The sequence below is a fragment of the Telluria sp. GW821-FHT07G12 genome, from assembly GCF_059418525.1.
On the sequence record NZ_JBWKQA010000002.1, the window covers coordinates 747,436 to 768,763 of the forward strand.

General features: G+C 66.4%; 16 protein-coding genes. 9 read left to right on the forward strand and 7 right to left on the reverse strand.

Features of this window, described 5'->3' with window-relative positions; translation table 11 throughout:
- Nucleotides 1–108: 108 nt before the first annotated feature.
- Complete coding sequence (locus AC07PE_RS11385) at nucleotides 109–3,330, forward strand: hybrid sensor histidine kinase/response regulator (protein ID WP_498764299.1); 3,222 nt, start codon at nucleotides 109–111, stop codon at nucleotides 3,328–3,330.
- Here AC07PE_RS11385 and AC07PE_RS11390 read toward each other — a convergent pair.
- Genes AC07PE_RS11390 through AC07PE_RS11400 form a run of 3 tightly spaced genes read right to left on the reverse strand, consistent with a single transcriptional unit; the run spans nucleotide 3,302 to nucleotide 6,578 of the window.
- Complete coding sequence (locus AC07PE_RS11390) at nucleotides 3,302–4,297, reverse strand: alpha/beta fold hydrolase (protein WP_498764300.1); 996 nt, start codon at nucleotides 4,295–4,297, stop codon at nucleotides 3,302–3,304. The two genes, AC07PE_RS11385 and AC07PE_RS11390, sit on opposite strands and share 29 nt — an antisense overlap.
- Nucleotides 4,294–5,103 carry an SDR family NAD(P)-dependent oxidoreductase gene (locus AC07PE_RS11395; protein ID WP_498764302.1) on the reverse strand — a complete coding sequence of 270 codons (810 nt, stop codon included), beginning with the start codon at nucleotides 5,101–5,103 and terminating at the stop codon, nucleotides 4,294–4,296. Before AC07PE_RS11395 ends, AC07PE_RS11390 begins: the two co-directional genes overlap by 4 nt.
- A complete protein-coding gene (locus tag AC07PE_RS11400; RefSeq protein WP_498764304.1) occupies nucleotides 5,100–6,578 on the reverse strand; it encodes a flavin-containing monooxygenase in 1,479 nt (492 codons plus the stop codon). Before AC07PE_RS11400 ends, AC07PE_RS11395 begins: the two co-directional genes overlap by 4 nt.
- An 83-nt stretch (nucleotides 6,579–6,661) precedes the next feature.
- Between AC07PE_RS11400 and AC07PE_RS11405 the strand changes: the two genes are divergently transcribed.
- A complete protein-coding gene (locus AC07PE_RS11405; protein ID WP_498764306.1) occupies nucleotides 6,662–7,282 on the forward strand; it encodes a TetR/AcrR family transcriptional regulator in 621 nt (206 codons plus the stop codon).
- Between the two features lie 9 nt (nucleotides 7,283–7,291).
- Here the strand turns inward: AC07PE_RS11405 and xth are convergent, their stop codons facing one another.
- Nucleotides 7,292–8,068, reverse strand: coding sequence for an exodeoxyribonuclease III (xth, locus tag AC07PE_RS11410; RefSeq protein WP_498764308.1), 777 nt, complete (start codon nucleotides 8,066–8,068; stop codon nucleotides 7,292–7,294).
- Nucleotides 8,069–8,278: 210 nt separating this feature from the next.
- Between xth and AC07PE_RS11415 the strand changes: the two genes are divergently transcribed.
- Nucleotides 8,279–10,690, forward strand: a complete 2,412-nt coding sequence (locus tag AC07PE_RS11415; RefSeq protein ID WP_498764310.1) for a glycoside hydrolase family 31 protein — start codon at nucleotides 8,279–8,281, stop codon at nucleotides 10,688–10,690.
- A 690-nt stretch (nucleotides 10,691–11,380) separates the two neighbouring features.
- Complete coding sequence (locus AC07PE_RS11420) at nucleotides 11,381–12,133, forward strand: hypothetical protein (protein WP_498764312.1); 753 nt, start codon at nucleotides 11,381–11,383, stop codon at nucleotides 12,131–12,133.
- 19 nt (nucleotides 12,134–12,152) lie between these two features.
- Here AC07PE_RS11420 and AC07PE_RS11425 read toward each other — a convergent pair whose 3' ends face one another.
- A complete protein-coding gene (locus AC07PE_RS11425; RefSeq protein WP_498764314.1) occupies nucleotides 12,153–12,542 on the reverse strand; it encodes a cupin domain-containing protein in 390 nt (129 codons plus the stop codon).
- Between the two features lie 118 nt (nucleotides 12,543–12,660).
- On the opposite strand from AC07PE_RS11425, the gene AC07PE_RS11430 reads away from it, so the two are divergent.
- From AC07PE_RS11430 to AC07PE_RS11450, 5 genes are all read left to right on the forward strand, one after another.
- Nucleotides 12,661–15,012, forward strand: coding sequence for a hybrid sensor histidine kinase/response regulator (locus AC07PE_RS11430; RefSeq protein WP_498764316.1), 2,352 nt, complete (start codon nucleotides 12,661–12,663; stop codon nucleotides 15,010–15,012).
- Between the two features lie 89 nt (nucleotides 15,013–15,101).
- On the forward strand, nucleotides 15,102–15,998 hold the full coding sequence (locus AC07PE_RS11435; protein WP_498764318.1) for a PLP-dependent cysteine synthase family protein: 897 nt from the start codon (nucleotides 15,102–15,104) through the stop codon (nucleotides 15,996–15,998).
- Between the two features lie 59 nt (nucleotides 15,999–16,057).
- Nucleotides 16,058–18,028, forward strand: coding sequence for a CocE/NonD family hydrolase (locus AC07PE_RS11440; RefSeq protein ID WP_498764320.1), 1,971 nt, complete (start codon nucleotides 16,058–16,060; stop codon nucleotides 18,026–18,028).
- Nucleotides 18,028–18,603: a flavin reductase family protein gene (locus AC07PE_RS11445; protein WP_498764324.1), complete on the forward strand. Its 576-nt coding sequence runs from the start codon at nucleotides 18,028–18,030 to the stop codon at nucleotides 18,601–18,603. Before AC07PE_RS11440 ends, AC07PE_RS11445 begins: the two co-directional genes overlap by 1 nt.
- 79 nt (nucleotides 18,604–18,682) lie before the next feature.
- Nucleotides 18,683–19,345, forward strand: a complete 663-nt coding sequence (locus AC07PE_RS11450; RefSeq protein ID WP_498764326.1) for a TonB family protein — start codon at nucleotides 18,683–18,685, stop codon at nucleotides 19,343–19,345.
- Here the strand turns inward: AC07PE_RS11450 and AC07PE_RS11455 are convergent.
- Entirely contained in the window at nucleotides 19,332–19,862 is a 531-nt protein-coding gene (locus tag AC07PE_RS11455) for a DUF6438 domain-containing protein (protein WP_498764328.1), read from the reverse strand. The genes AC07PE_RS11450 and AC07PE_RS11455 overlap by 14 nt on opposite strands.
- A complete protein-coding gene (locus AC07PE_RS11460; RefSeq protein ID WP_498764330.1) occupies nucleotides 19,859–21,226 on the reverse strand; it encodes an amino acid permease in 1,368 nt (455 codons plus the stop codon). Before AC07PE_RS11460 ends, AC07PE_RS11455 begins: the two co-directional genes overlap by 4 nt.
- Between the last annotated feature and the right edge of the window lie 102 nt (nucleotides 21,227–21,328).

A 21,328-nucleotide genomic window follows, 5' to 3' on the forward strand; every position in this document is an offset into this window, starting at 1 on the left:
CGGCAAGCGTGCGCGCCCGGGCGGAGGTCCGTTTCTAATCGTGTTTCCTCGAATCTTTAAACCCTTTACAATTGCGCACTTCACAGAAATAGTAGGCATATTGACAAGATGGCGATGCGCGATGCGGCCCCGGCAAGGACCTTTTGCAGTGGCGGTGGACTCCTCGGGAAACTGATCGACGAGCACGATTGGACTGCCACCAGCCTCGGACCGATCGGCGGCTGGCCGGCCGCCATGCGCACCACCATCGAACTGGTGCTGCGCTCGCCGGCGCCGATCGCAACCCTGTGGGGCCGCGAGGGCATCATGATCTATAACGCCGGGTATGCCGCAATTGCCGCCTCGCGCCATCCGGCCATGCTGGGCACCCCGGTGTGCGAGGCCTGGCCCGAAGCTGCCGCCTTCAATGCGAATGTGCTGAAGGTGGTGCTGGGCGGCGACACGCTGTCCTACCGCGAGCAGCCGATGACGCTGGAGCGCGACGGCAAACCGGCCCAGTGCTGGTTCGACCTCGATTATTCGCCGGTCGCCGACGAAGACGGCACGGTGCTCGGCGTGATGGCGGTGGTGGTGGAGAGCACCGCCAAGGTCAGGGCCGAGGCCGGACTGGACGTCGAACACAGCCGCCTGCGCGCCATCTTCCAGCAGGCGCCGGGCTTTGTCGCCCAGCTGACCGGGCCGGAGCACGTGTTCGCGTTGGTGAATACCGCCTACAGCACCCTGATCGGCGAACGCCCGGTGATCGGCCGGCCGTTGCGCGAGGCGCTGCCGGAGACCGTGCCGCAGGGCTTCGTCGCCTTGCTCGACAAGGTGTACCGCAGCGGCGAACCGTGTGCCGCCACCTCGGCGCCCTTGTGGCTGTCCGAAGGCGGCAACCAGCGCCGCCTGTATTACGTCGACTTCGTCTGCCAGCCGATGCGCGGCGAGGACGGCGGCGTCACCGGCGTGTTCGTACAGGGCCACGACGTCACCGAGCGGGTGCTGGCGGAGCAGGCGCAACGCGCCAGCGAGGCGCGTTTCCACAGCTTCGCCCAGGCGATCCCGCATCACGTGTGGAGCGCCACCGCCGACGGCAAGAACGACTGGTTCAACGACTGCGCCTATGCCTACAGCGGCCTGGGCCTGGAAGAACTGGGCGGCACCGGCTGGACCGCCATCGTGCATCCGGACGACCTGGCGCAGGTGAGCACGCGCTGGGCGATCGCAGTGGCATCCGGCGCCACCTACGAAGCGGAGATGCGCCTGCGCGCGCATGACGGCAACTACCGCTGGCACCTGTGCCGCGCAGTGCCGCTGCGCGGCGACGACGGCGAAGTCAGCGCCTGGGTCGGCACGAATACCGATATCGAAGACCGCAAGCAAAGCGAGCGGAGGCTCGAGCAGCTGAACGCCAGCCTGGAACAGACTGTCGCGCAGCGCACCGCGGAGCGCGACCGCATGTGGCGCCTGTCGAAGGACGTGATGCTGGTGGCCGGTTTCGACGGCCGCATCGAAGCGGTCAGCCCGGCCTTCGGCTCGCTGCTGGGCTGGGGCGATGCCGACGTCGTCGGCCGCAACATCCTCGACCTGGTGCACCCGGACGACCATGCCGCCACGATGGCGCAGATGGAATCGCTGGGCGCCGGCCACTACGTCTACAAGTTCGAGAACCGCTACCGCCGCAAGGATGGCAGCTGGTGCCTGTTGTCCTGGTCGGCCGCACCGGACGCCGCCTTCATCCACGCGATCGGGCGCGACATCACCGCCGACCGCGAACAGGCCGAGCAGATCCGCCGCACCGAGCTGGCGCTGCAGCAGTCGCAGAAGATGGAGACCATCGGCAAACTGACCGGCGGCGTCGCCCACGACTTCAACAACCTGCTGCAGATTATCTCCGGCAACCTGCAGCTACTGGAAGTGCATTGCGAAGGCGCCGAGGTGCAGCGCTGGATAGGCAATGCCCGCTCGGCGGTCGAGAAGGGCGCCAAGCTGGCCAGCTACCTGCTGGCCTTCGGGCGCCGCCAGCCGCTGGAGCCGCGCGTCGTAAAAGTCAGCCGTGTCGTGATGGGCATGGAAGACATGCTGCGCCGCGCGCTGGGCGAAGAGATCGAAGTCGAACTGGTGATCTCTGGCGGCCTGTGGAATACCGCCGTCGACGTCGCCCAGGTCGAGAACGCGGTGCTGAACCTGGCGATCAATGCGCGCGACGCGATGGGCGGCGCCGGCCGGCTCACCATCGAAGCGAACAACGCGGTGCTGGACGACCTGTACTGCCGTAACCATGCGGAGGTGGCGGCGGGCCAGTACGTGATGATCGGCGTGACCGATACCGGCGCCGGCATGACGGCGGACGTGCTGCGCCAGGCCTTCGAACCCTTCTTCTCGACCAAGGACGAGGGCAAGGGGACGGGCCTGGGCCTGTCGATGGTGTACGGCTTCGTCAAGCAGTCGGGCGGCCACGTGAAGATCTACAGCGAACCGGGGCAGGGCACCACCGTCAAGATCTACCTGCCGCGCACCCTGGCGGCGGAGGACGCGATGGCGCCGGTGGTCGAGCCCGCGCCGGCGGTGGGCGGCACCGAGACCATCCTGGTGGCCGAGGACGACGAAGCGGTGCGCACCACGGTGGTCGAGATGCTGACCGACCTCGGCTACCGGGTGCTGAAGGCGGCCGATGCCGCCAGCGCGCTGGCGGTGGTGGAGTCCGGCGTGCCGATCGACGTGCTGTTCACCGATGTCGTCATGCCCGGCACCTTGCGTAGCCCGGAACTGGCGCGCATGGCGCGTGAGCGCCTGCCCAAGCTGGCGGTGCTGTTCACCTCGGGCTATACCGAGAACGCGATCGTGCACGGTGGCCGCCTCGACCCCGGCGTCGAACTGCTGGGCAAGCCCTATACGCGCGAAAGCCTGGCGCGCCGCATCCGCCAGGTGCTGGCCAACCAGCGCAGCCGCACGCTGGGCGAACCGGCCGTGATCCATCCGCGCGCGGACGAAGGCGATGCGCGCGCCTCGCTGCGCATCGTGCTGGTGGAAGATGAAGAGGAGATCCGCGACGCCACCGAGGCCCTGCTGGTCCATCTGGGCCACGAGGTGCGTTCGGCCGGCACGGCGGAAGAGGCGCTCGGACTGATCTCCGGCGAATCCGACCTGCTCATCACCGACGTGCAGCTGCCCGGCATGTCCGGCGACATGCTGGCCGCCGAGGCGCGCGTGCTGGCGCCCGGGATCCGGATCGTGTTCGCGACCGGCAAGGGCGAGGTGAACAACTGGCCGGATGCGGTGGTGCTGCGCAAGCCCTACGACTTGACGGCGCTGGCCGGCATCATCCAGCCGCAGCGTCTTTCGTGCTGATCGTCGACAGGCCAAGGATCGCAGTCTCGATGAATTCAGCGGTCTTGTCCACCTGGGTCACCGGCAGCATATGCCCGCCCTCGATCAGCTCCAGGCGCGCACCCGGCACCTTGTCGACCAGCGCCTGGCCATTCGCCTTCCAGTCGAGAATCCGGTCATCCTTCCCGTACAACACGCTCACCGGCACGCGCAGCTCGCCGTAGCGCGCCTGCACCAGCGGCAGCCGCTCCGGTAGCGCCTGCAGGTCGCTGGAGGCCGACAGGAAAGCCGAAGGGCGCAGGCTCAGCAAACCGCCGCCTTTGGTGGCGAAATCCTTGGGCACAGCTTCCGGCCCGAACACGACTTCCAGGGTCGGAGCGCTGTTCTTGATCGAAGCGGGAATCGCCAGCGTCCACGCGACCAGCTTGCGCACGAAGGGCGACTCGATGGTCAGGCCCTTGAAGACCGGCGGCACGTCCTCGCGGATGTGCGTGAGCGGCGCCAGCAGGCCCAGGCCGGCCACCTGCTGCGGATGCTCCAGCGCCAGGGTCAGCGCCACCGCGCCGCCCAGCGAATGGCCGACCACGAAGGCCGGGCCAGCGCCCAGGCTGCGGATCAGGGCCGCGATTGCCGCGGCTTGCGTGGACAGGTCGGCGGAGGTTTCCGGCGCGCGGGTCGAATAGCCCGAACCCGGGCGGTCGACCACGACCACGCGATGGCGCGCGGACAGCTTGCCGGCCACGCCGTAGGTGTAGTGCGAGAGCTGGCCGGCGAGGCCATGGATCATCACGATGGGCGGGCGCTCACCGTCGGCTTCGCCGAACTCGCGCACGTGCAGGCGCGCGCCCGGGACCTCGATGAAACGTCCCTTCGGCGGCAGCGCGCTCTCCACTTTGCGCGCGGTCCAGGTGGTGAACAGGACGAGGATGGCGCCGAGCAGCACCAGCACGCCAAGCAGAATGCCGAACACGGTAAGAAGGGTGGTCATCGCTTCATCGCTTTCTTCAGGAGGTTCCAGTAACCGACGGGGGCGAGGCGCTCCAGCAGCGCGGCGGCCTTGGAGTCGCTGCCCACGAGGATGCGGGCCTTACGCTTCTCGATGCCGCGCACGATGATCTCGCCGGCCTGTTCGGCCGGCATGCGCAGCATCTTTTGCATGGCCTTGCGGCCGCGCGCGATCTCGTCGCTGTGTGCGCCGGTCGGCACGCGGGCATTCTGCGCGATCGATGTGGCGACGCCGCCCGGATGCACCACGGAGACCCCGACCGTGCTGCCTTCGAGCTCGAGCCGCAGCACGTTCGAAAAGCCGCGCACCGCGAACTTGCTGGCCGAGTAGGCGGCCTGACCCGGCGGTGTAATGATGCCGAAGATGCTGGAGACGTTGACGATGCGGGCCTCATCCGAGCCGTGCAGCAGCGGCAGGAAGGCGCGGGTCATGCGCACCACACCGTGGAAGTTGATCTCCATCAGCCAGTCGAAGTCGTCCGCGCTGACCTGCTCGAAGGTGCCGCCCACGGCCACGCCGGCATTGTTCATCAGGATGTCGACCCGGTCGTGTCCCTGCCTCACTTCGTCCGGAAAGGCGGCGACGGCGGCGCGGTCCGCCACATCCAAGCGGTGGGCGGTGGCGCGCACGCCCAGGGCCTGGGCCGCGCGCGCGGTCTCCTGCGCGCCGGCTTCGTTGATGTCGGCCAGCGCCAGGTGGCAGCCGCGGCGGGCCATGGCGAGTGCGGTGGCGCGGCCAATGCCGCTGCCGGCGCCGGTGATGACGGCGACGCGATTACTGAGCTTCAAGGCATGGCTCCTTTCGCACCGAAGTGCATGACGCCGTCGGCGATGCGGCCGTAGCGGATGGTGATCATGTCCTGCAGGTAGTTCTGGTAGACCTGCCACGGTTTGCGCGAACCCTGCTGCGGCAGTTCGCCCTTGGCGCGCTGCACATAGCCGGAGGTGAAATTCAGGAAGGGCTCGGGTTCGACGCCGGCTTCGCGGCGCGGGACGGCGATCGCGATGCCCTTGCGGTCCATGTAGCGCAGCAGCCGGCACACATAGGCCGCGGTGAGGTCGGCCTTCAGGGTCCAGGACGCGTTGGTGTAGCCGAAGGTCATCACGCAATTCGGCAGCTCGCTCAGCATCATGCCCTTGTAGGACATCGATTCGCTGGCGTGGAAAGGCTTGCCGTCCACGGTGACGGCGATGCCACCGAGGATCTTGATCTTCAGGCCGGTCGCCAGCACCACCACGTCCGCAGTCAACTCCTTGCCGGACCTGAGCAGCACGCCGGTCTCGGTGAAGCGCTCGATGTGGTCGGTCACCACCGATGCCCAGCCCTTGCGGATGGCCTTGAACATGTCGCCGTCCGGGACCACGCAGACGCGCTGGTCCCAGGGCTTGTAGTCGGGCGTGAAGTGGGTGTCGACGTCGAAGTCCTTGCCCAGCTGGTGCCGCGCCATCGCCACGATCTTCTGCTTGGCCAGCTCCGGCTTGCTGCGCGCCACGCGGTACAGCAGCATGCTCTCGAAGATCACGCGCCAGCGCGTGGCCCAGTAGGCGGCCTTCTCAGGCAGCCAGCTGCGGAACTTGCGGGCGAAGCCATATTCGGACGGCCGGGTGACGACGTAGGTGGGGGAGCGCTGCAGCATGGTGACGTGGGCTGCCTTCTCGGCCATCGCCGGCACCAGGGTCACTGCGGTGGCGCCGCTGCCGACCACCACCACCTGTTTGCGCCGGTAGTCGAGGTCCTGCGGCCAGAACTGCGGCTGCACGATCTTGCCGAGGTACTCGTCCTCGCCTTCGAAGTGCGGGCGGTAGGCTTCCTCGTAGCTGTAATAGCCGCTGCACATGTACAGGAAGCGGGTGCGGATCGAGACCGGGACGCCGTCGTGATCGGCGCGGATGGTCCAGCAGGCGTCCTCGCTCGACCACGATGCGCCGGTCACCTTGTGCCTGAAGCGGATGTGCCGGTCGATGCCGTTGTTCGCGGCGGTGTCGCGGATGTAGTTGCGGATCGAGGGCCCGTCGGCGATGGCCTTGCCGGCGGTCCAGGGCTGGAAGGCGTAGCCCAGGGTGTACATGTCGGAGTCGGAGCGGACGCCGGGATAGCGGAACAGGTCCCAGGTGCCGCCGATGGCGTCGCGCGCCTCGAGGATGGCGTAACGCTTGTCCGGACAGCGCTGCTGGAGGTACCAGGCCGCGCCGATGCCGGACAGGCCGGCGCCGACGATCAGCACGTCCAGCAGCTCGTCCCGATGAGTCGAAGGAGAGTGCATGTTGTCTCTTTGTTCTGGTTCTTTATAGTGACACTGTACATTGTCACATTTGTTCTGACAACATTCCGTGGCAAAATAGAGGGATGTCTCGAGAAACTCCTTCAGCGCGTCCCTACCGGGGCGTGTCGCAAGACGAACGCCGCGCGCAGCGGCGCAGCCAACTGATCGCCGCCGCCATCCAGGTGTATGGAGAGCGCGGCTATCGCCAGGCCACCGTCAAGGCGGTCTGCGAAGCGGCCGGCCTCACCGAACGCTATTTCTACGAATCCTTCGCCAACAGCGAGGACCTGCTGATCGCTTCGTACAATGCGGTGACCTATTCCGTGTTCCGCGAGATCCGCGAGTCCGGCGCCGCGGCCGGCGCCACCCGCGCCGAGCGGGCGCGCGCAATGCTGCGCGCCTACTTCTCGGCCCTGCAGCGCGACCCGCGTTCGGCGCGCGTGTTCCTGGTCGAGATCCGGGGCGTCAGCCGCGCCGTCGACAAGGCCTTCGATGCCTCGCTGCGCGCGATTGGCGAAGAAGTCGCGCGCATCGCCGGACCCGAAGCCGGCGTTGCCGATACGCTGCTGCAGGCGGGGGTGGTGGGCGGCGTGATTCACATCGCGCTGCGCTGGATCGAGGACGGCTACACGCCGGATATCGACAACGTGACGGACAGCGCGATGCGCCTGGTGATGGTGGAGGCCAGGCCGGCGCTTGCCTGAGCGGGCTGCTTACGGCCAGTCCAGCTCCACCCAGGTCGGCGCATGGTCGCTCGGCTTCTCTCGGCCGCGCACCTCGCGGTCGACGCCGGCGGCCTTCAGCTTCGGCGCCAGCGATGGACTCAATAGCAGGTGGTCGATGCGCAGGCCGGCGTTGCGGCCGTAGGCGTCGCGCATGTAGTCCCAGAAGGTGTAGATGACTTCATCCGGATGGGTTTCGCGCAGCGCGTCGGTCCAGCCCTGGTCGAGCAGCTTGCGGTAGGCGGCACGGGTCTCTGGGCGGAACAGGGCGTCGTCGAGCCAGCGCTCGGGCTTGTAGACATCGAGCTCGGTCGGCATCACGTTGTAGTCGCCGCACATGACGACCGGCGCGCCGGTATCGATCAGTTCCTGGGCGCGCTTGTGCAGGCGCTCGAACCAGCGCAGCTTGTAGTCGAACTTGGGGCCGGGCGCCGGGTTGCCGTTCGGGAGATACAGGCAGCAGACCAGGATGCCGTTCGCCGCCGCCTCGATGTAGCGGCTTTGCTCGTCGTCCGGATCGCCGGGCAGTCCGCGCCCGACTTCCTGCGGCTCCGCGTCGCGCGCCAGGATGGCGACGCCGTTCCAGCTTTTCTGGCCGTGCCAGATCGGGTGGTAGCCGGCGGCGCGGATCTCCATCTCGGGGAATTTCTCCTGCGGGGCTTTGAGCTCCTGCAGGCAGGCGACGTCCGGCTGCGTCTCTTCCAGCCATTGGATCAGGGCGGGCAGGCGGCTGTTGATGCCGTTGACGTTGAAGGTGGCGATGCGCATGGAGGCTCCCGATGTCGATTTGTCAGTATTGTGGCAGAGTCAAGCCCTCGCCGCCGCACGCTGGGCTCGGCAGTAGTCAAACTACTTGGCGTTGACTATACCTGGATGGCTACTCCAGCTCGTCGACGTGTTTGCGGCTGTAAATTTACTACCTCATCCATGTAAATTCTGGCATGCTCTCGGAAGAACCATGACCATCATTCCGAGACCATGAAACACACCCGCCTCAAGGCCGCCCTGGCCGCCGCTTTCGCCGCGCTGGCCGCCAGCCCGCTCGCCCACGCCCAGAACGCCGACCGCCATTTCCTCGGTTTCAAGCAAGCCGGCAGCGGCTTCGAGATCGCCACCAGCGACGGCCGCTACCTGATCAAACCCTACGCCCCCAACATCGTCGAGACCAGCTTCGTGCCGTCGAACGAGGAAGGCAAGCCGCAGGCCGCCTCGCATGCCGTGGTCTTGCAGCCCGCCCAGGTGAGCACGCAAATCAAGGAAGACGCGAACCGCATCGTGCTCGCCACCGAGGGCATCACGGTCACCGTCGAGAAGTCGCCATTCCGCATCGGCTACAGCTACAAGGGCAAGCCGCTAGTGGCCGAGAAACTGGGCTACGGCCGCGGCGACAAGCTGGAGTCGATCGAATTCGCGGTCGACGGCGGTGAGGCGCTGTATGGCGCGGGTTCGCGCGCGGTCGGCATGAACCGCCGCGGCTATCGCTTCCCGCTGTATAACAAAGCCTCCTACGGTTTCGGCAACCACGCCGAGCAGATGGGCTACGGCATCCCGATGGCGCTGTCCTCGAAGCGCTATGCGATCCACTTCGACAATCCGCAGGCCGGCTACCTGGACCTGGACAGCCGCAAGGACGGCACGCTGCGCTTCGAGGCGATCGGTGGCCCCAAGACCTACCAGGTGGTGGCGGGCGACGACTGGGCCCAGATCATGGATGGCTACACGCGCCTGACCGGCCGCCAGCCGCTGCCGCCGCGCTGGGCCTTCGGTAACTTCGCCAGCCGCTTCGGCTACCACGACGAGGCGGAGACGCGCGCCGTGGTCGACAAGTTCATCGCCGACGGCATCCCGCTGGACGCCGTCGTGCTTGACCTCTACTGGTTCGGCAAGACCGTCAAGGGCACGATGGGCAACCTGGCCTGGGACCGCGACAGCTTCCCGCACGCCGAGAAGATGATGGCGGACTTCAGGCAGAAGGGCGTGCAGACGGTGGTGATCACCGAGCCCTTCGTACTCACTACCTCGCAGCGCTGGAACGAAGCGTCGCAAAAAGGCGTGCTCGCGACGGACAAGGACGGCAAGCCCTTCACCTTCGATTTCTATTTCGGGAACACGGGCCTGGTCGACGTCTTCAAGCCGCAGGCGCGCGACTGGTTCTGGAACATCTACAAGGAGCTGAAGGCGGGCGGCGTGGCCGGCTGGTGGGGCGACCTGGGCGAGCCCGAAATGCATCCGGCCGCGGCCCAGCATGCAATCGGCAGCGCCGACCAGGTCCACAACATCTACGGCCACGAATGGGCGCGCCTGATCCACGAGGGCTACGCGCGCGACTATCCGGCCGAGCGTCCCTTCATCCTGATGCGCTCGGGCTATTCGGGCTCTCAGCGCTTCGGCATGATCCCCTGGTCCGGCGACGTCAGCCGCGGCTGGGGCGGGCTGCAATCGCAGATGGAGATCTCGCTGCAGATGGGCATGCAGGGCCAGGCTTACATGCATTCGGACCTGGGCGGCTTTGCCGGCCCGGTGCTGGACGACGAACTCTACGTGCGCTGGCTGCAATACGGCGTGTTCCAGCCGGTGTTCCGTCCGCACGCGCAGGAGGACGTGGCGGCGGAACCGGTGTTCCGCGAACCGAAGACCAAGGCGCTGGCGCGCGAGGCGGTGCGTCTGCGTTACGCGATGCTGCCGTATAACTACACGATCGCCTTCGAGAACAGCCGCACCGGCATGCCGATGATGCGTCCGATGCTGTTCGAGGAGCAGGACGAGGAAGGCGCGGCAGGCATTTCGTCGACCTATCTGTGGGGCCCGAGCTTCCTGGTGGCGCCGGTGGTGGAGCCGGGCGCGACGCGCAAGGAGGTCCACTTCCCGAACAAGGGTACGGTCTGGTTCGACTTCCACGACGACCAGCCGCACCGCGGCGGCATCACGGAGGTGGTCACGCCGGTCGCCGGTCATATCCCGGCCTATGTGCGCGCCGGCGCCTTCGTGCCGATGGCGAAGGTGGTGCAGAGCACCCGCGACTACAACACCCGCGCGCTCGAGCTGCACTACTGGCACGATGCCGGCGTGACCGCGTCGACGGGCCAGCTGTACGACGACGACGGAAAGACCCCGAACGCCTATGAGGCCGGCAAGTACGAACTGGTGCGCTTCAGCAGCCGTGCCGACGCCAATAAGCTCGAGATCGGCCTGGCGCCGGAAGCCGGGGCGGGCTATGCCGCCTCGTCGCACAGCTTCGCGCTGAAGGTGCACAACGTCGCGCGCAAGCCACGCGCCGTGCAGGTCGGCGGCAAGGCGCTCGCCTACCGCTGGAACGCCCAGCGGCGCCTGCTGGAAGTGGACTTGCCACTGCTGCGCCAGAGTGCGATGCAGGTGTCGGTGACCCTGTAAGTACTTGTTTTTACTGCTGAGTTTTATCGCTGAGCAGCAAGGGGAGCGCGTTCAGGCGCGCTCCGGCAGGATGGGCGATCCGGTAAACTAAGAGGCCGGAACGCAGAAGCGACGCGATCGCCCATGAAGACCCAACTGCTACAGGATTTCAACGAGAGCCGGGCTGACCACGCCGGTACGCCGCGGCATGGTGCGCCTGCGCGGCCCGAGGCGCCGGCGGCGCCTGCTGCCTCTGCCGCACCGGGTGCGCCTGCGCTGCCGGAGTCGCCGGCTGTACCTGCCGAGGCTGCGGCACCTGCTGCATCGGCTACGCCGGTTGCGTCTGGTGCAGCTCCTGCGCCCGCACCGCGGGAGGCGCCGGCAGCACCTGCCGCACCCGTGGCACCGGAGCCAGCAGCTGCGCCCCTGGCCGGTCCGGCCGCACGACCGCGCCCGGCAGTGTGGCAGCGCCCGAAACAGGTCGATGCAGACGCAACGGTGCAATTCCCGCCGCACCCGATGCCGCCTGTCTCGCCATCGCCCCCTGAACCACCACCACCGCCACAAGCACCGCCACAAGCAGCGCCACCGCCACAAGCAACGCAGGCCGCGGAAGGGAACCAGCAAACCACGCCATTACCCGGCCGGGCCCGCGGATTCGCCCCGCAGCCGACGGCGGCAGGCCTGACGCCGCCTTTATCCGACACCACGGTGCGCGAGTGGCCGCCCGCTGCGCAAGCAGGTGGCGGCGACCCCGACTGGCTCACGGAGCGCCTGGCGCGCGACGCGGCCACGCACGACAGGACGGAATGGAACGGGCGCTGGAAGACCCGCCTCGTGAGCTGGGGCGCGGCAGGGGTGCTGCTGGCGCTGGTGGCGGGCGGCGGCTTCTGGCTGTACGAGCAGAGCCGGGTGGAAGGGGCATTGGTGGTCGTGGCGAATACGAATCCGGCGCCGGAGGCCGGTTTGCCGAGGTCGGCCCGCGCGCCCGAGCCGCTGGCGCTGCCGAAAAGCGCCCCGGTGGCGAATGCCGACAAGCCGGTCGCGATACTGGCGCCTGTTTCGGCGCTGCCGCCTGCACCGCTGCCTGCCGCGACGCCCGTCGCGCCGGATATGTCGGGCGCCGGCACAGGAAGCAGCGCGGTCGGCGGTTCAGTCGGGCCCGCGACGGCTTCCAGCGCGAGCACCATCGACACCTCGTCGCCGGCTATTACTGACCGGACGGTTAAAGCGGTCGCACTCGACGGCGAGCCGCCGCCGCTGCCGAAGCGCTCCCGCAGCCAGAGCCGCAAGCAGGCCAGGGCCCAGCAGGAGGCCAGCGCCCGCCTGCCAAGCGCCGAACCCTCGGCCCGCCAGCGCCGCGAAGAAACCCTGCTGCAATGCCGCGCCCATGGCTACAACGAGCGCCAGTGCCTGCAGCGCGGCTGCGAAATGACCCGCTACGGCTTCGCCTGCAAAGGCTGAAGCCGCGGCGGCGTCAGGATCATTCCTCGTGGTGGTGTTTCTCGTACTCGTCGGCTTCGGCCTTGGTCGCGTGCACGATGCCGTCCGGGTGCTCAGGCGGCGTGTACAGCGTGTACAGGCGCATCGGCTCGGTCTTCGAGGTATTGATCACGTTGTGCTCGGTGCCGGCCGGGACCACCACGGCCACGCCGTCTTCCAGCTTGTGCTCTTCGCCGTCCAGGATGGCGACGCCGGTGCCGGCTTCGACGCGGATGAACTGGTCGTGGCCGGTGTGGTGTTCCATGCCGATTTCTTCGCCGGGCTGCAGGGTCATGATGACCAGCTGGCTGCGCGGCGTGGTGTAGAGGACTTCGCGGAAGTTGTTACCCGCAAGGGTTTTTTCTTCGATATTGATGCTGTAACCTGACATGCTTGTTCTCCTGTTGATTCGGATTTGCCCAATGACGATTGTATAAGACGCGGCGATTCGGTGCAGGCAGTTCCCCCACTGCTATACTCGCCGCACCATTCCTTTCAGGCCTTCCTCCATGTCGAGCGACTTCAATGCCCAGCGCCGCGCCCAGCTCCTGATCGAGCGGGTGGCGGATTACGCAATCTACATGCTCAACCCGGACGGCACGGTGGCGAGCTGGAACGCGGGTGCGCGCCGCTTCAAAGGCTATACCGAGCAGGAGATCCTGGGCCAGCACTTTTCCCGGTTCTACACGGATGAGGACCGCGCCGCCGGCATCCCTGCGTACGCGCTAAATACGGCGCTGGAAAGCGGGCGCTTCGAGGCCGAAGGCTGGCGCGTGCGCAAGGACGGTAGCCAGTTCTGGGCGTCGGTCGTGATCGACCCGATCCACGACGATAGCGGTCAGCTGTTCGGCTTCGCCAAGATCACCCGCGACATCACCGACAAGAAGCTGGCGCGTGAGGCGCTGCGCCGCACCGAGGAGCAGTTCCGCCTGCTGGTCGACAGCGTGGTCGACTACGCGATCTACATGCTCTCGCCGGAAGGCGTGGTCACGACCTGGAACGCGGGTGCGCGCAAGATCAAGGGCTATACGAGCGAAGAAATCGTCGGCAGCCATTTCAGCCGTTTCTATACTGAGGAGGACCGCCGCAGCGGCCTGCCCGAGCGGATCCTGGAACAGGTGCGCCAGCAGGGCCGCTTCGAAGCCGAAGGCCTGCGCGTGCGCAAGGACGGCAGCACCTTCCGCGCCAACGTCGTCATCGATGCGATCCATGACGCCGACGGCAAGCTGGTCGGCTTTGCCAAGATCACCCGCGACGTCACCCAGCGCACCCAGCTCGAGGACGCGCGCGAAGCCCTGCAGCACTCGCAGCGCCTGGAGGCGGTCGGCAAGCTGACCGGCGGCGTGGCCCATGACTTCAACAACATCCTGCAAGTCATCGGCGGCAGCCTGCAGCTCCTGAGCGGCACCGTGGCCGGCATCCCGGCTGCGCAGCGCCACCTCGGCATGGCCTTGTCCGCGGTCGACCGCGGCGGAAAGCTGGCGGCCCAGCTGCTGGCCTTCGCGCGCCGCCAGCCGCTGCAGCCGGTGGTGCTGAACGCCGGGCGTGTCGTGCGCGGCCTCGAAGACCTGGTGCAGCGCGCCGTCGGCGAGACCGTCGAGGTCGAGACCGCGGTGTCGGCTTCGCTGTGGAATACGCAGATCGACCCGCACCAGCTCGAGAACGTGGTGCTGAACCTGGCCATCAATGCGCGCGACGCCATGCCGCAGGGCGGCAAGCTGACCATCGAGCTGTCGAACACCATGCTCGACGATACCTATGTGAGCGCGGCCCACGAGGTGCCGCCGGGGCAGTACGTGCTGCTGGCGATCAGCGATACCGGCACCGGCATGTCGTCCGAGGTGCTGGCGCGCGCCGTCGAACCCTTCTTCACGACCAAGGGCGAAGGCCAGGGCACGGGCCTGGGCCTGTCGATGGCCTTCGGCTTCGTCAAGCAGAGCGGCGGCCACTTCCGCATCTACAGCGAGGTCGGACACGGCACCACCATCAAGGCCTACTTCCCGCGCTCGCTGGAAGCCGAGCAGTCCTTGCCGGAACCGGCGAGCGGCGAGATCCGCGGCGGCAGCGAGACCATCCTGGTGGTCGAGGACGATCTGAACGTGCAGGCCACCGTGGTCGGCATGCTGTCCGAACTCGGCTACCAGGTGCTGCGTGCCGATAACGCCGAGATGGCGCTGGCCGTGCTGCGCGCCGGCGTGCGCTGCGACCTGATGTTCACCGACGTCGTCATGCCGGGCAAGATCAAGAGCACCGAGATGGCGCGCCAGGCCAAGGCCATGCTGCCCAACCTGAAGGTGCTGTACACCTCGGGCTATACGCAGAACGCGATCATCCACGGCGGCCGCCTCGACCCGGGCGTGGAGCTGCTCAGTAAACCCTATCGCCGCGAGAAGCTGGCCGCCAAGGTGCGCCAGATGCTGGGCGGGCAGGAGCAGCAGGCCGCGGCGGCGCCAAGCGCCAAGGCTGCGCGCGACATCAGTCCGGACGGCCTGCGCGTGCTGCTGATCGAAGACGATGCCCAGGCCCGTGAGCTGTACCGCGACATCCTGGAAGCCGCCGGCTACCGTGTCGCCGAGGCGCCGTCCGCGGCCGCCGCCATGGACATCCTCGGGCGCGAACGCTTCGACGCCGCCGTGGTCGACTACAGCCTGCCGGACCAGGATGGCCTCAGCCTGGCGCGCCGTATCGTCGCCGCCCACCCCGGCGTGGCGCTGGTGTTCGCGTCCGGCTACGGCAGCCTGGTGGCGGGCGCGTCCGACATGGCGGCGCGGGTGCTGACCAAGCCCTTCACCGACATGCAGCTGAAGCACGCGGTGCTGGCGGCTGTCGACGAACACGTGAGGACCGGCAAGCGCGCCTGAGCGTCTCTTTGCACGATTGCCAATCTAGCGCCGGGAAAAATCTGGTCGTGCTAACGTTTCCTTGTGGCAATCTCTCAAGGAAGCAAAGCGTGCAATCCCAAGTCAAAGCATCGGTGATGGAAGCAATCGGCGAGACGCCGGTTGTCAGGTTGGGCAGGATCTTCCCGGCGGCGAACGTGGTCGCCAAACTGGAGTACATGAACCCGGGCGGCAGCATCAAGGACCGCATGGTGCGGCACATGCTGCGCCATATGCCGGACAGTGCGACCCACGTGGTCGAAAGCTCGTCCGGGAACACCGGCGCGGCGCTCGCGATGGCCAGCGCCGTGATGGGACTGCGCTGCGACGTCACGGTTCCGGACACCACCAGCAGCGAGAAGGTCAAGCGCATCGCGGCCTACGGCGCCGCGGTCCACCTGTGTGCGCCCGACGATTACCACGCCGCGGCCGAACGCCTGGTCAGCGAGAACGACGCCCACTACCTCGACCAGTACTGCACACCGCTGAACCGCGAAGCCCATTACCGCGACACCGGCCCGGAGCTGTGGCGCCAGCTGGCCGGCGAGGTCGACGTGTTCGTGTGCGGCGTCGGCTCGGGCGGCACCATCTCCGGCATTGGCCGCTACCTGAAGGAACAGAATAAGCAGGTGCGCGTGATCGGCGTCGAGCCCGTGAACTCGGCCTACCGCAAGCTGGTGACCGACCGTCTCCCGGAAGGGGACTTCAAGTCCGCGATCGAAGGCGTCGGCAAGCGCCAGCCCTCGCGGAGCTTCGACCCGGCAGCGGTCGACGACGTGGTGCAGGTGCGGGACGAGGATGCGCTCGACTGGTGCCGGCGCCTGGCGCAGAAGGAGGGCATCCTGGCGGGCGGTTCCAGCGGCTGCGTCGTCGCCGGGATTGCGCAGCTGCTGCCCAAGCTGCAGGGACTGCGCGTGGCGACCGTGTTCCCGGATTCAGGCGCGTATTACCTGTCGAAGTATTTTTGAGTGGCAGTCACAAATCATCGACCTTATACTGGCGGTTTTGTCATTCCGCCAAGGACCCCATGAACGCCTGCCGCCTTTCGATCATTGCGCTGTCGCTGTCCCTCGCTTTTGCCGCCGGCGCCCATGCCGGCACCACGGCCGCCGCTGCCACGGCCGGTGAAACGGCCGCCGATGCGCCCGCGGCGCAGCGCGACCTGCGCGCGCTCTACACCAAGTACGAGTACCGCATCCCGATGCGCGACGGGACGAAGCTGTTCACGGTGGTCTACGTGCCGAAGGATGCGTCCAAGAGCTATCCCTTCCTGCTGAACCGCACGCCTTATAGTTCGGGCGTCTACGCGGACGGCGAGCTGCGCTACGGCGAAGACTGGTTCCCGACCTCGATCGGCCCGTCGAAGGAGTTCGAGGACGCCGGCTACATCTTCGTCAAGCAGGACGTGCGCGGCCGCTACATGTCGGAAGGGAAGTGGGTCGAAATGACCCCGCACCTGAATGCCAAGCGCGCGGCGGGCGAGGGCCAGGAAAGCCAGGACATGTACGACACCATGGAATGGCTGCTCAAGCACGTCCCCAACAACAACGGCAAGGCCGGCATCTACGGCATCAGCTATCCAGGCTTCTACACCGCGGCCAGCATCATCGACTCGCACCCGTCGATCAAGGCGGCATCCCCGCAGGCGCCGGTGACCGACCTGTACATGGGCGACGACTCCTATCACGGCGGCGCGTTCATGCTGGCGGCGAACTTCGGCTTCTACGCCAACTTCGTCGAGCAGAAAAACCCGACCACCGGCCCGAAGAACCGCGAGAGCTTCGACTACGGCGCCGCAGACGCCTACGACTTCTTCCTGAAGCACCAGACCATGCCCAACATCCTGGGCACGCTCACCGACGGCCAGCGCGCCTACCTGGCGCCGACCATCGAGCACGACACCTACGACCAATTCTGGCAGACCCGCGACATTTCCCGCCACCTGAAGAACGTCAAGGCGGCCGTGCTGACCGTGGGCGGCTGGTTCGACGCCGAAGACCCGCAAGGCCCGTTCACGACCTACAACGCGGTCAAGAAGTACAACCCGACCACGTTCAGCGGCCTGGTGATGGGCCCCTGGGTGCACGGCGGCTGGGCGCGCTACGACGGCCAGCAGCTGGGCCACGTGCGCTTCGACAGCAAGACCGGCGAGTACTTCCGCACCCAGATCCAGTTCCCGTTCTTCGAGCAGCACCTGAAGGGCGTGAAGCCGAATCGGCCGATCGCCGAGGTGACGGCCTTCGAGACCGGCTCCAACGTCTGGCGCCAGTACACGGCCTGGCCGCCGGTGCAGGCCAAGGCGCGCACGCTGTACTTCGGTGCAGGCGGGCGCTTGAGCTGGACCCAGCCTGTCGGCGGGGCCGAGTACGACGAATACGTGTCGGATCCGAAGAAGCCCGTGCCCTACATCGGCTACGCCTCGACCCACGTGCCGCAGGAGTACATGGTGTCCGACCAGCGCTTCGCCTCCACCCGTCCGGATGTGCTGACCTACCAGTCCGAGGTGCTGGAAGAAGACGTCACAGTGGCCGGCCCGGTCACGCCGAAGCTGTTCGTCTCGACCACCGGCACCGACGCCGACTGGGTCGTCAAGCTGATCGACGTCTATCCGGCCGAGTATCCCGCCGGTGAGCGCGGCGCGCGCGGCAAGGACGTCGGTGCGCCGGAGACCAGCCTGGCAGGCTTCCAGCAGCTGGTCCGCGGCAATCCGCTGCGCGGCAAGTTCCGCAACAGCTTCGAGAAGCCCGAGCCTTTCGTGCCGGGCAAGGTCGAGGCGATCAGCTACCACCTGGGCGATGTCAACCACACCTTCCGCCGCGGCCACCGCATCATGGTGCAGGTGCAGAGCTCCTGGTTCCCGCTGATCGACCTGAATCCGCAGACCTTCACGTCGATTCCGAAGGCGAAGCCGGAGGATTTCAAGGCGGCGACGCAGCGGGTTTATCATGCGGCGCAGACGCCGTCCGGGCTGCAGTTGCTGGTGATGCCGGGGCATTGATGGCCGAGCGCGTACCCGTCGAGTTAAGCAAAGCCTACCGCCTGATGAATCACGGCCCGACCGTGATCGTCACCAGCCATCACGGCGGGCAGTCGAACATCATGTCCGCGGCGTGGTCGATGCCGCTGGACTTCGACCCGCCCAAGGTGGCGGTGGTGATCGACAAATCCACTTTTACGCGCGGGCTGATCGAGGCGTCGGGCGAGTTCGTGCTGAATATTCCTTCGCGGACGCAGGCGCGGCTGACGGTGGATGTCGGGAACGAGTCGGGCAGCGATATCGACAAGTTCGTGGCGCATGGCATCGCTACCGCTCCGGGCTCAAAGGTGCAGGCGCCGCTGGTCGAGGGTTGCCTGGGCTGGCTGGAGTGCAGGCTAATCCCGGAGCCGCATATCCAGCAGGCGTATGACTTGTTCCTGGGCGAAGTGGTGGCTGCCTGGGCCGATCCGGAGGTGTTCGACGGCGCGCACTGGAAGATGGTGGAGGGCGGCAAGCGCAGCATCCATTACGTCGCGGGCGGGCACTTCTTTGAGACTGGCGAGGCGTTCGACGCTGGCGAGGATAAGGGCGCCTGATTCCGCCTACGCAAAGTTTGTCGCGGTGTTGACAATACTTTATGATTGCTATTTCGACCACTCGACCAGCGAGCGCCCCATGAAACGGATCACATCGGCTTTCGTTCTTGCCGCGGGCTTGTATTTCACCAGCAGCCTTGCGATTGCCGAGGGAGTGCAGTACAAGCTACCGACGATCGACTTCAAGCAATGCGGTTTTCCTTCCTACCCGAAGTCGGCCTTGAGGAACAGCGAGGAAGGCATGGTCTTCGTCGGCCTTCAGGTGGATGAAAACGGCGCCGTACTCGATTCGAAGATCCTGCTCTCCAGCGGGTCGGCGGCCTTGGACCAAGCTGCCCTGCAAGTCTTCCGCAAATGCCACCATACGCCCGGAATTGTGAGTGGCCAGGCGGTGACCATGTGGATGACTGTGCAGTATCTGTGGACGATCGATCCGTCGAACGGAAAGACGCTCGCGAAGCTCAAGCAGGCTGCTCTCGATGGCGATGCGCAAGCGCGGTATGTGCTCAGCGCTATCATCGAATCGCGGGCCAAGACCGACGAAGACCGTGCCGCAGCCCTGAAGCTGATGACGGCCGCTGCAGAGGGTGGGGAGCCCATGGCGCAGATATCGCTGGCGAAAAAGTACGAAAGCGGAAAGCAGATTCCCCGCGATATGGATGAAGCGCGGCGCTGGTATGCCAAGGCTGCGGCACAGGGCAACGTCCTCGCGATCGATCACCTGCGCATCATCGGGGAATAAAAGTGAGCGGGCGAATATTGGCCAGGAAATCGATGGTCTCCGCCAGCCAGTTCACGGCCTCGGTGGGGACGGCAGGCCCGCCACAGCCCTGGTAGAGCGTCACCGTCTTTGTCTTTGCGCTGTTGGTGACGCTGATTGTCACGGAGGGATTGTCGGTGTACATGGTGGTACATCCATCCTCGGCGGACAGGTAGCTGGTCTTCCACGACGCGAAACCGGACCGGTCCACCACCGCCGACATCAGGGCGACGTCCCCCGGGCTGAGCCGGACGTCGTGCACGCCCTTCGACTTGACGAATTCCTTGCCGGTGAAGGTGCCGGATCCGTCCTTGGCGATGTCCAGCTGGTACACCGGGCACTCGCCGAAGCATGCGGTACGCTCGAGATGGAGGCCATCGAATCCCGCTGTAGGCTTCGTGGCCGGCGGCTTCGCGGCCGGCGGCGCGTCGGCATGCCGCGCGCAGCCCGACACCGTCAGCGCGAGCATGGCGAGGCAGGCGAGGGCCGCTTGCTTCACGATGCGCTGCTTGCCACGAGCTTCCTGCGCTCGCTCATGCGATAGCCTATGCCCAGCGCCAGCAGCCACACCGGAATCAAATAAACCGACACCTGCATGCCCGGCGTCAGGAACATGATCACCAAAATCCCAGCCAAAAACGCCAGGCAAAGCCAGTTCGTCACCGGATAAAACGGGCTGCCGAACACCGGTTTGAACCCCTGCGCCGCCTTCGCTTGACGGAAGCGCAGATGGCTCCAGCTGATCATCGCCCAGTTGATCATCATCCCGGCCACGGCCAGGCCCATCAGCATGCCCAGCGCCTTGCCCGGCAGCGCATAATTGACCGCCACGCAGATGATGGTCGCCACAGCGGACACGCCCAGCGACACCAGCGGCACCCCACGCTCATTCACCTTCAGCAGCGCACGCGGCGCATGCCCCTGGGTCGCCAGGCCATACATCATGCGGCTGTTCGAATACACGCAGCTGTTATAGACCGACACCGCCGCCGTCAGCACCACCAGGTTCAGCACGTGCGCCACGACGCCGGCATCGAGCGCCTTGAAGATCAGCACGAACGGGCTGGCGCCAGGCTTGATCTGGTCCCACGGATAGAGCGACAGCAGCACCGCCAGCGAGCCGACATAAAACACCAAGATGCGCCACAGCGCCTGGTTGGTCGCCTTCGGGATCGACTTCGACGGGTTGTCCGCTTCCGCCGCGGTGATGCCGATGACCTCCAGTCCGCCAAAGGAGAACATCAGCACCGCCATCGACATCACCAGGCCTTCAACGCCATGCGCGAAGAAGCCGCCGTGCTGCCACAGATTGGCCACGCCCGCCTGCGGACCGGCGCCGCCGGTGAAAAGTAAAAACACGCCATACAAAATCATCGCAACGATGGCGACCACCTTGATCACCGCGAACCAGAACTCGGTCTCGCCGAAGGCACGCACATTGAACATGCTGATCGCGTTGGCGAACACGAAGCAGCCCAGCGCCGACACCCAGGTCGGAATCTCGGGGAACCAGTACTGGACGTAGATGCCGACCGCCGACAGCTCGGCCATGCTGACCAGCACATACAGCACCCAGTAGTTCCACCCCGTCAGGAAGCCGGCGAAGCGGCCGCAGTATTTGTCGGCGAAGTGGCTGAACGAGCCGGCCACCGGTTCGTCGACCATCATCTCGCTCAGCTGGCGCATGATCAGGAAGGCGACCAGGCCGGCCACCGCGTAGCCCAGCAGGATCGAGGGCCCCGCCATCTTGACTGTCTCGGCAACGCCGAGGAACAGGCCGGTGCCGATGGCGCCGCCGAGGGCGATCAGCTGGATGTGCCGGCTCTTGAGGCCGCGCTTGAGGTGATTTTCGTGGAGCGCCATCGGTTCCCGCCTTTGAACGTATTGCTTTAAAGACAGCAATAATAATCGATGCCTGACGCGTGGGGGAGATTATCCGAGCGTCGGGTATTCCCATGCTGTATT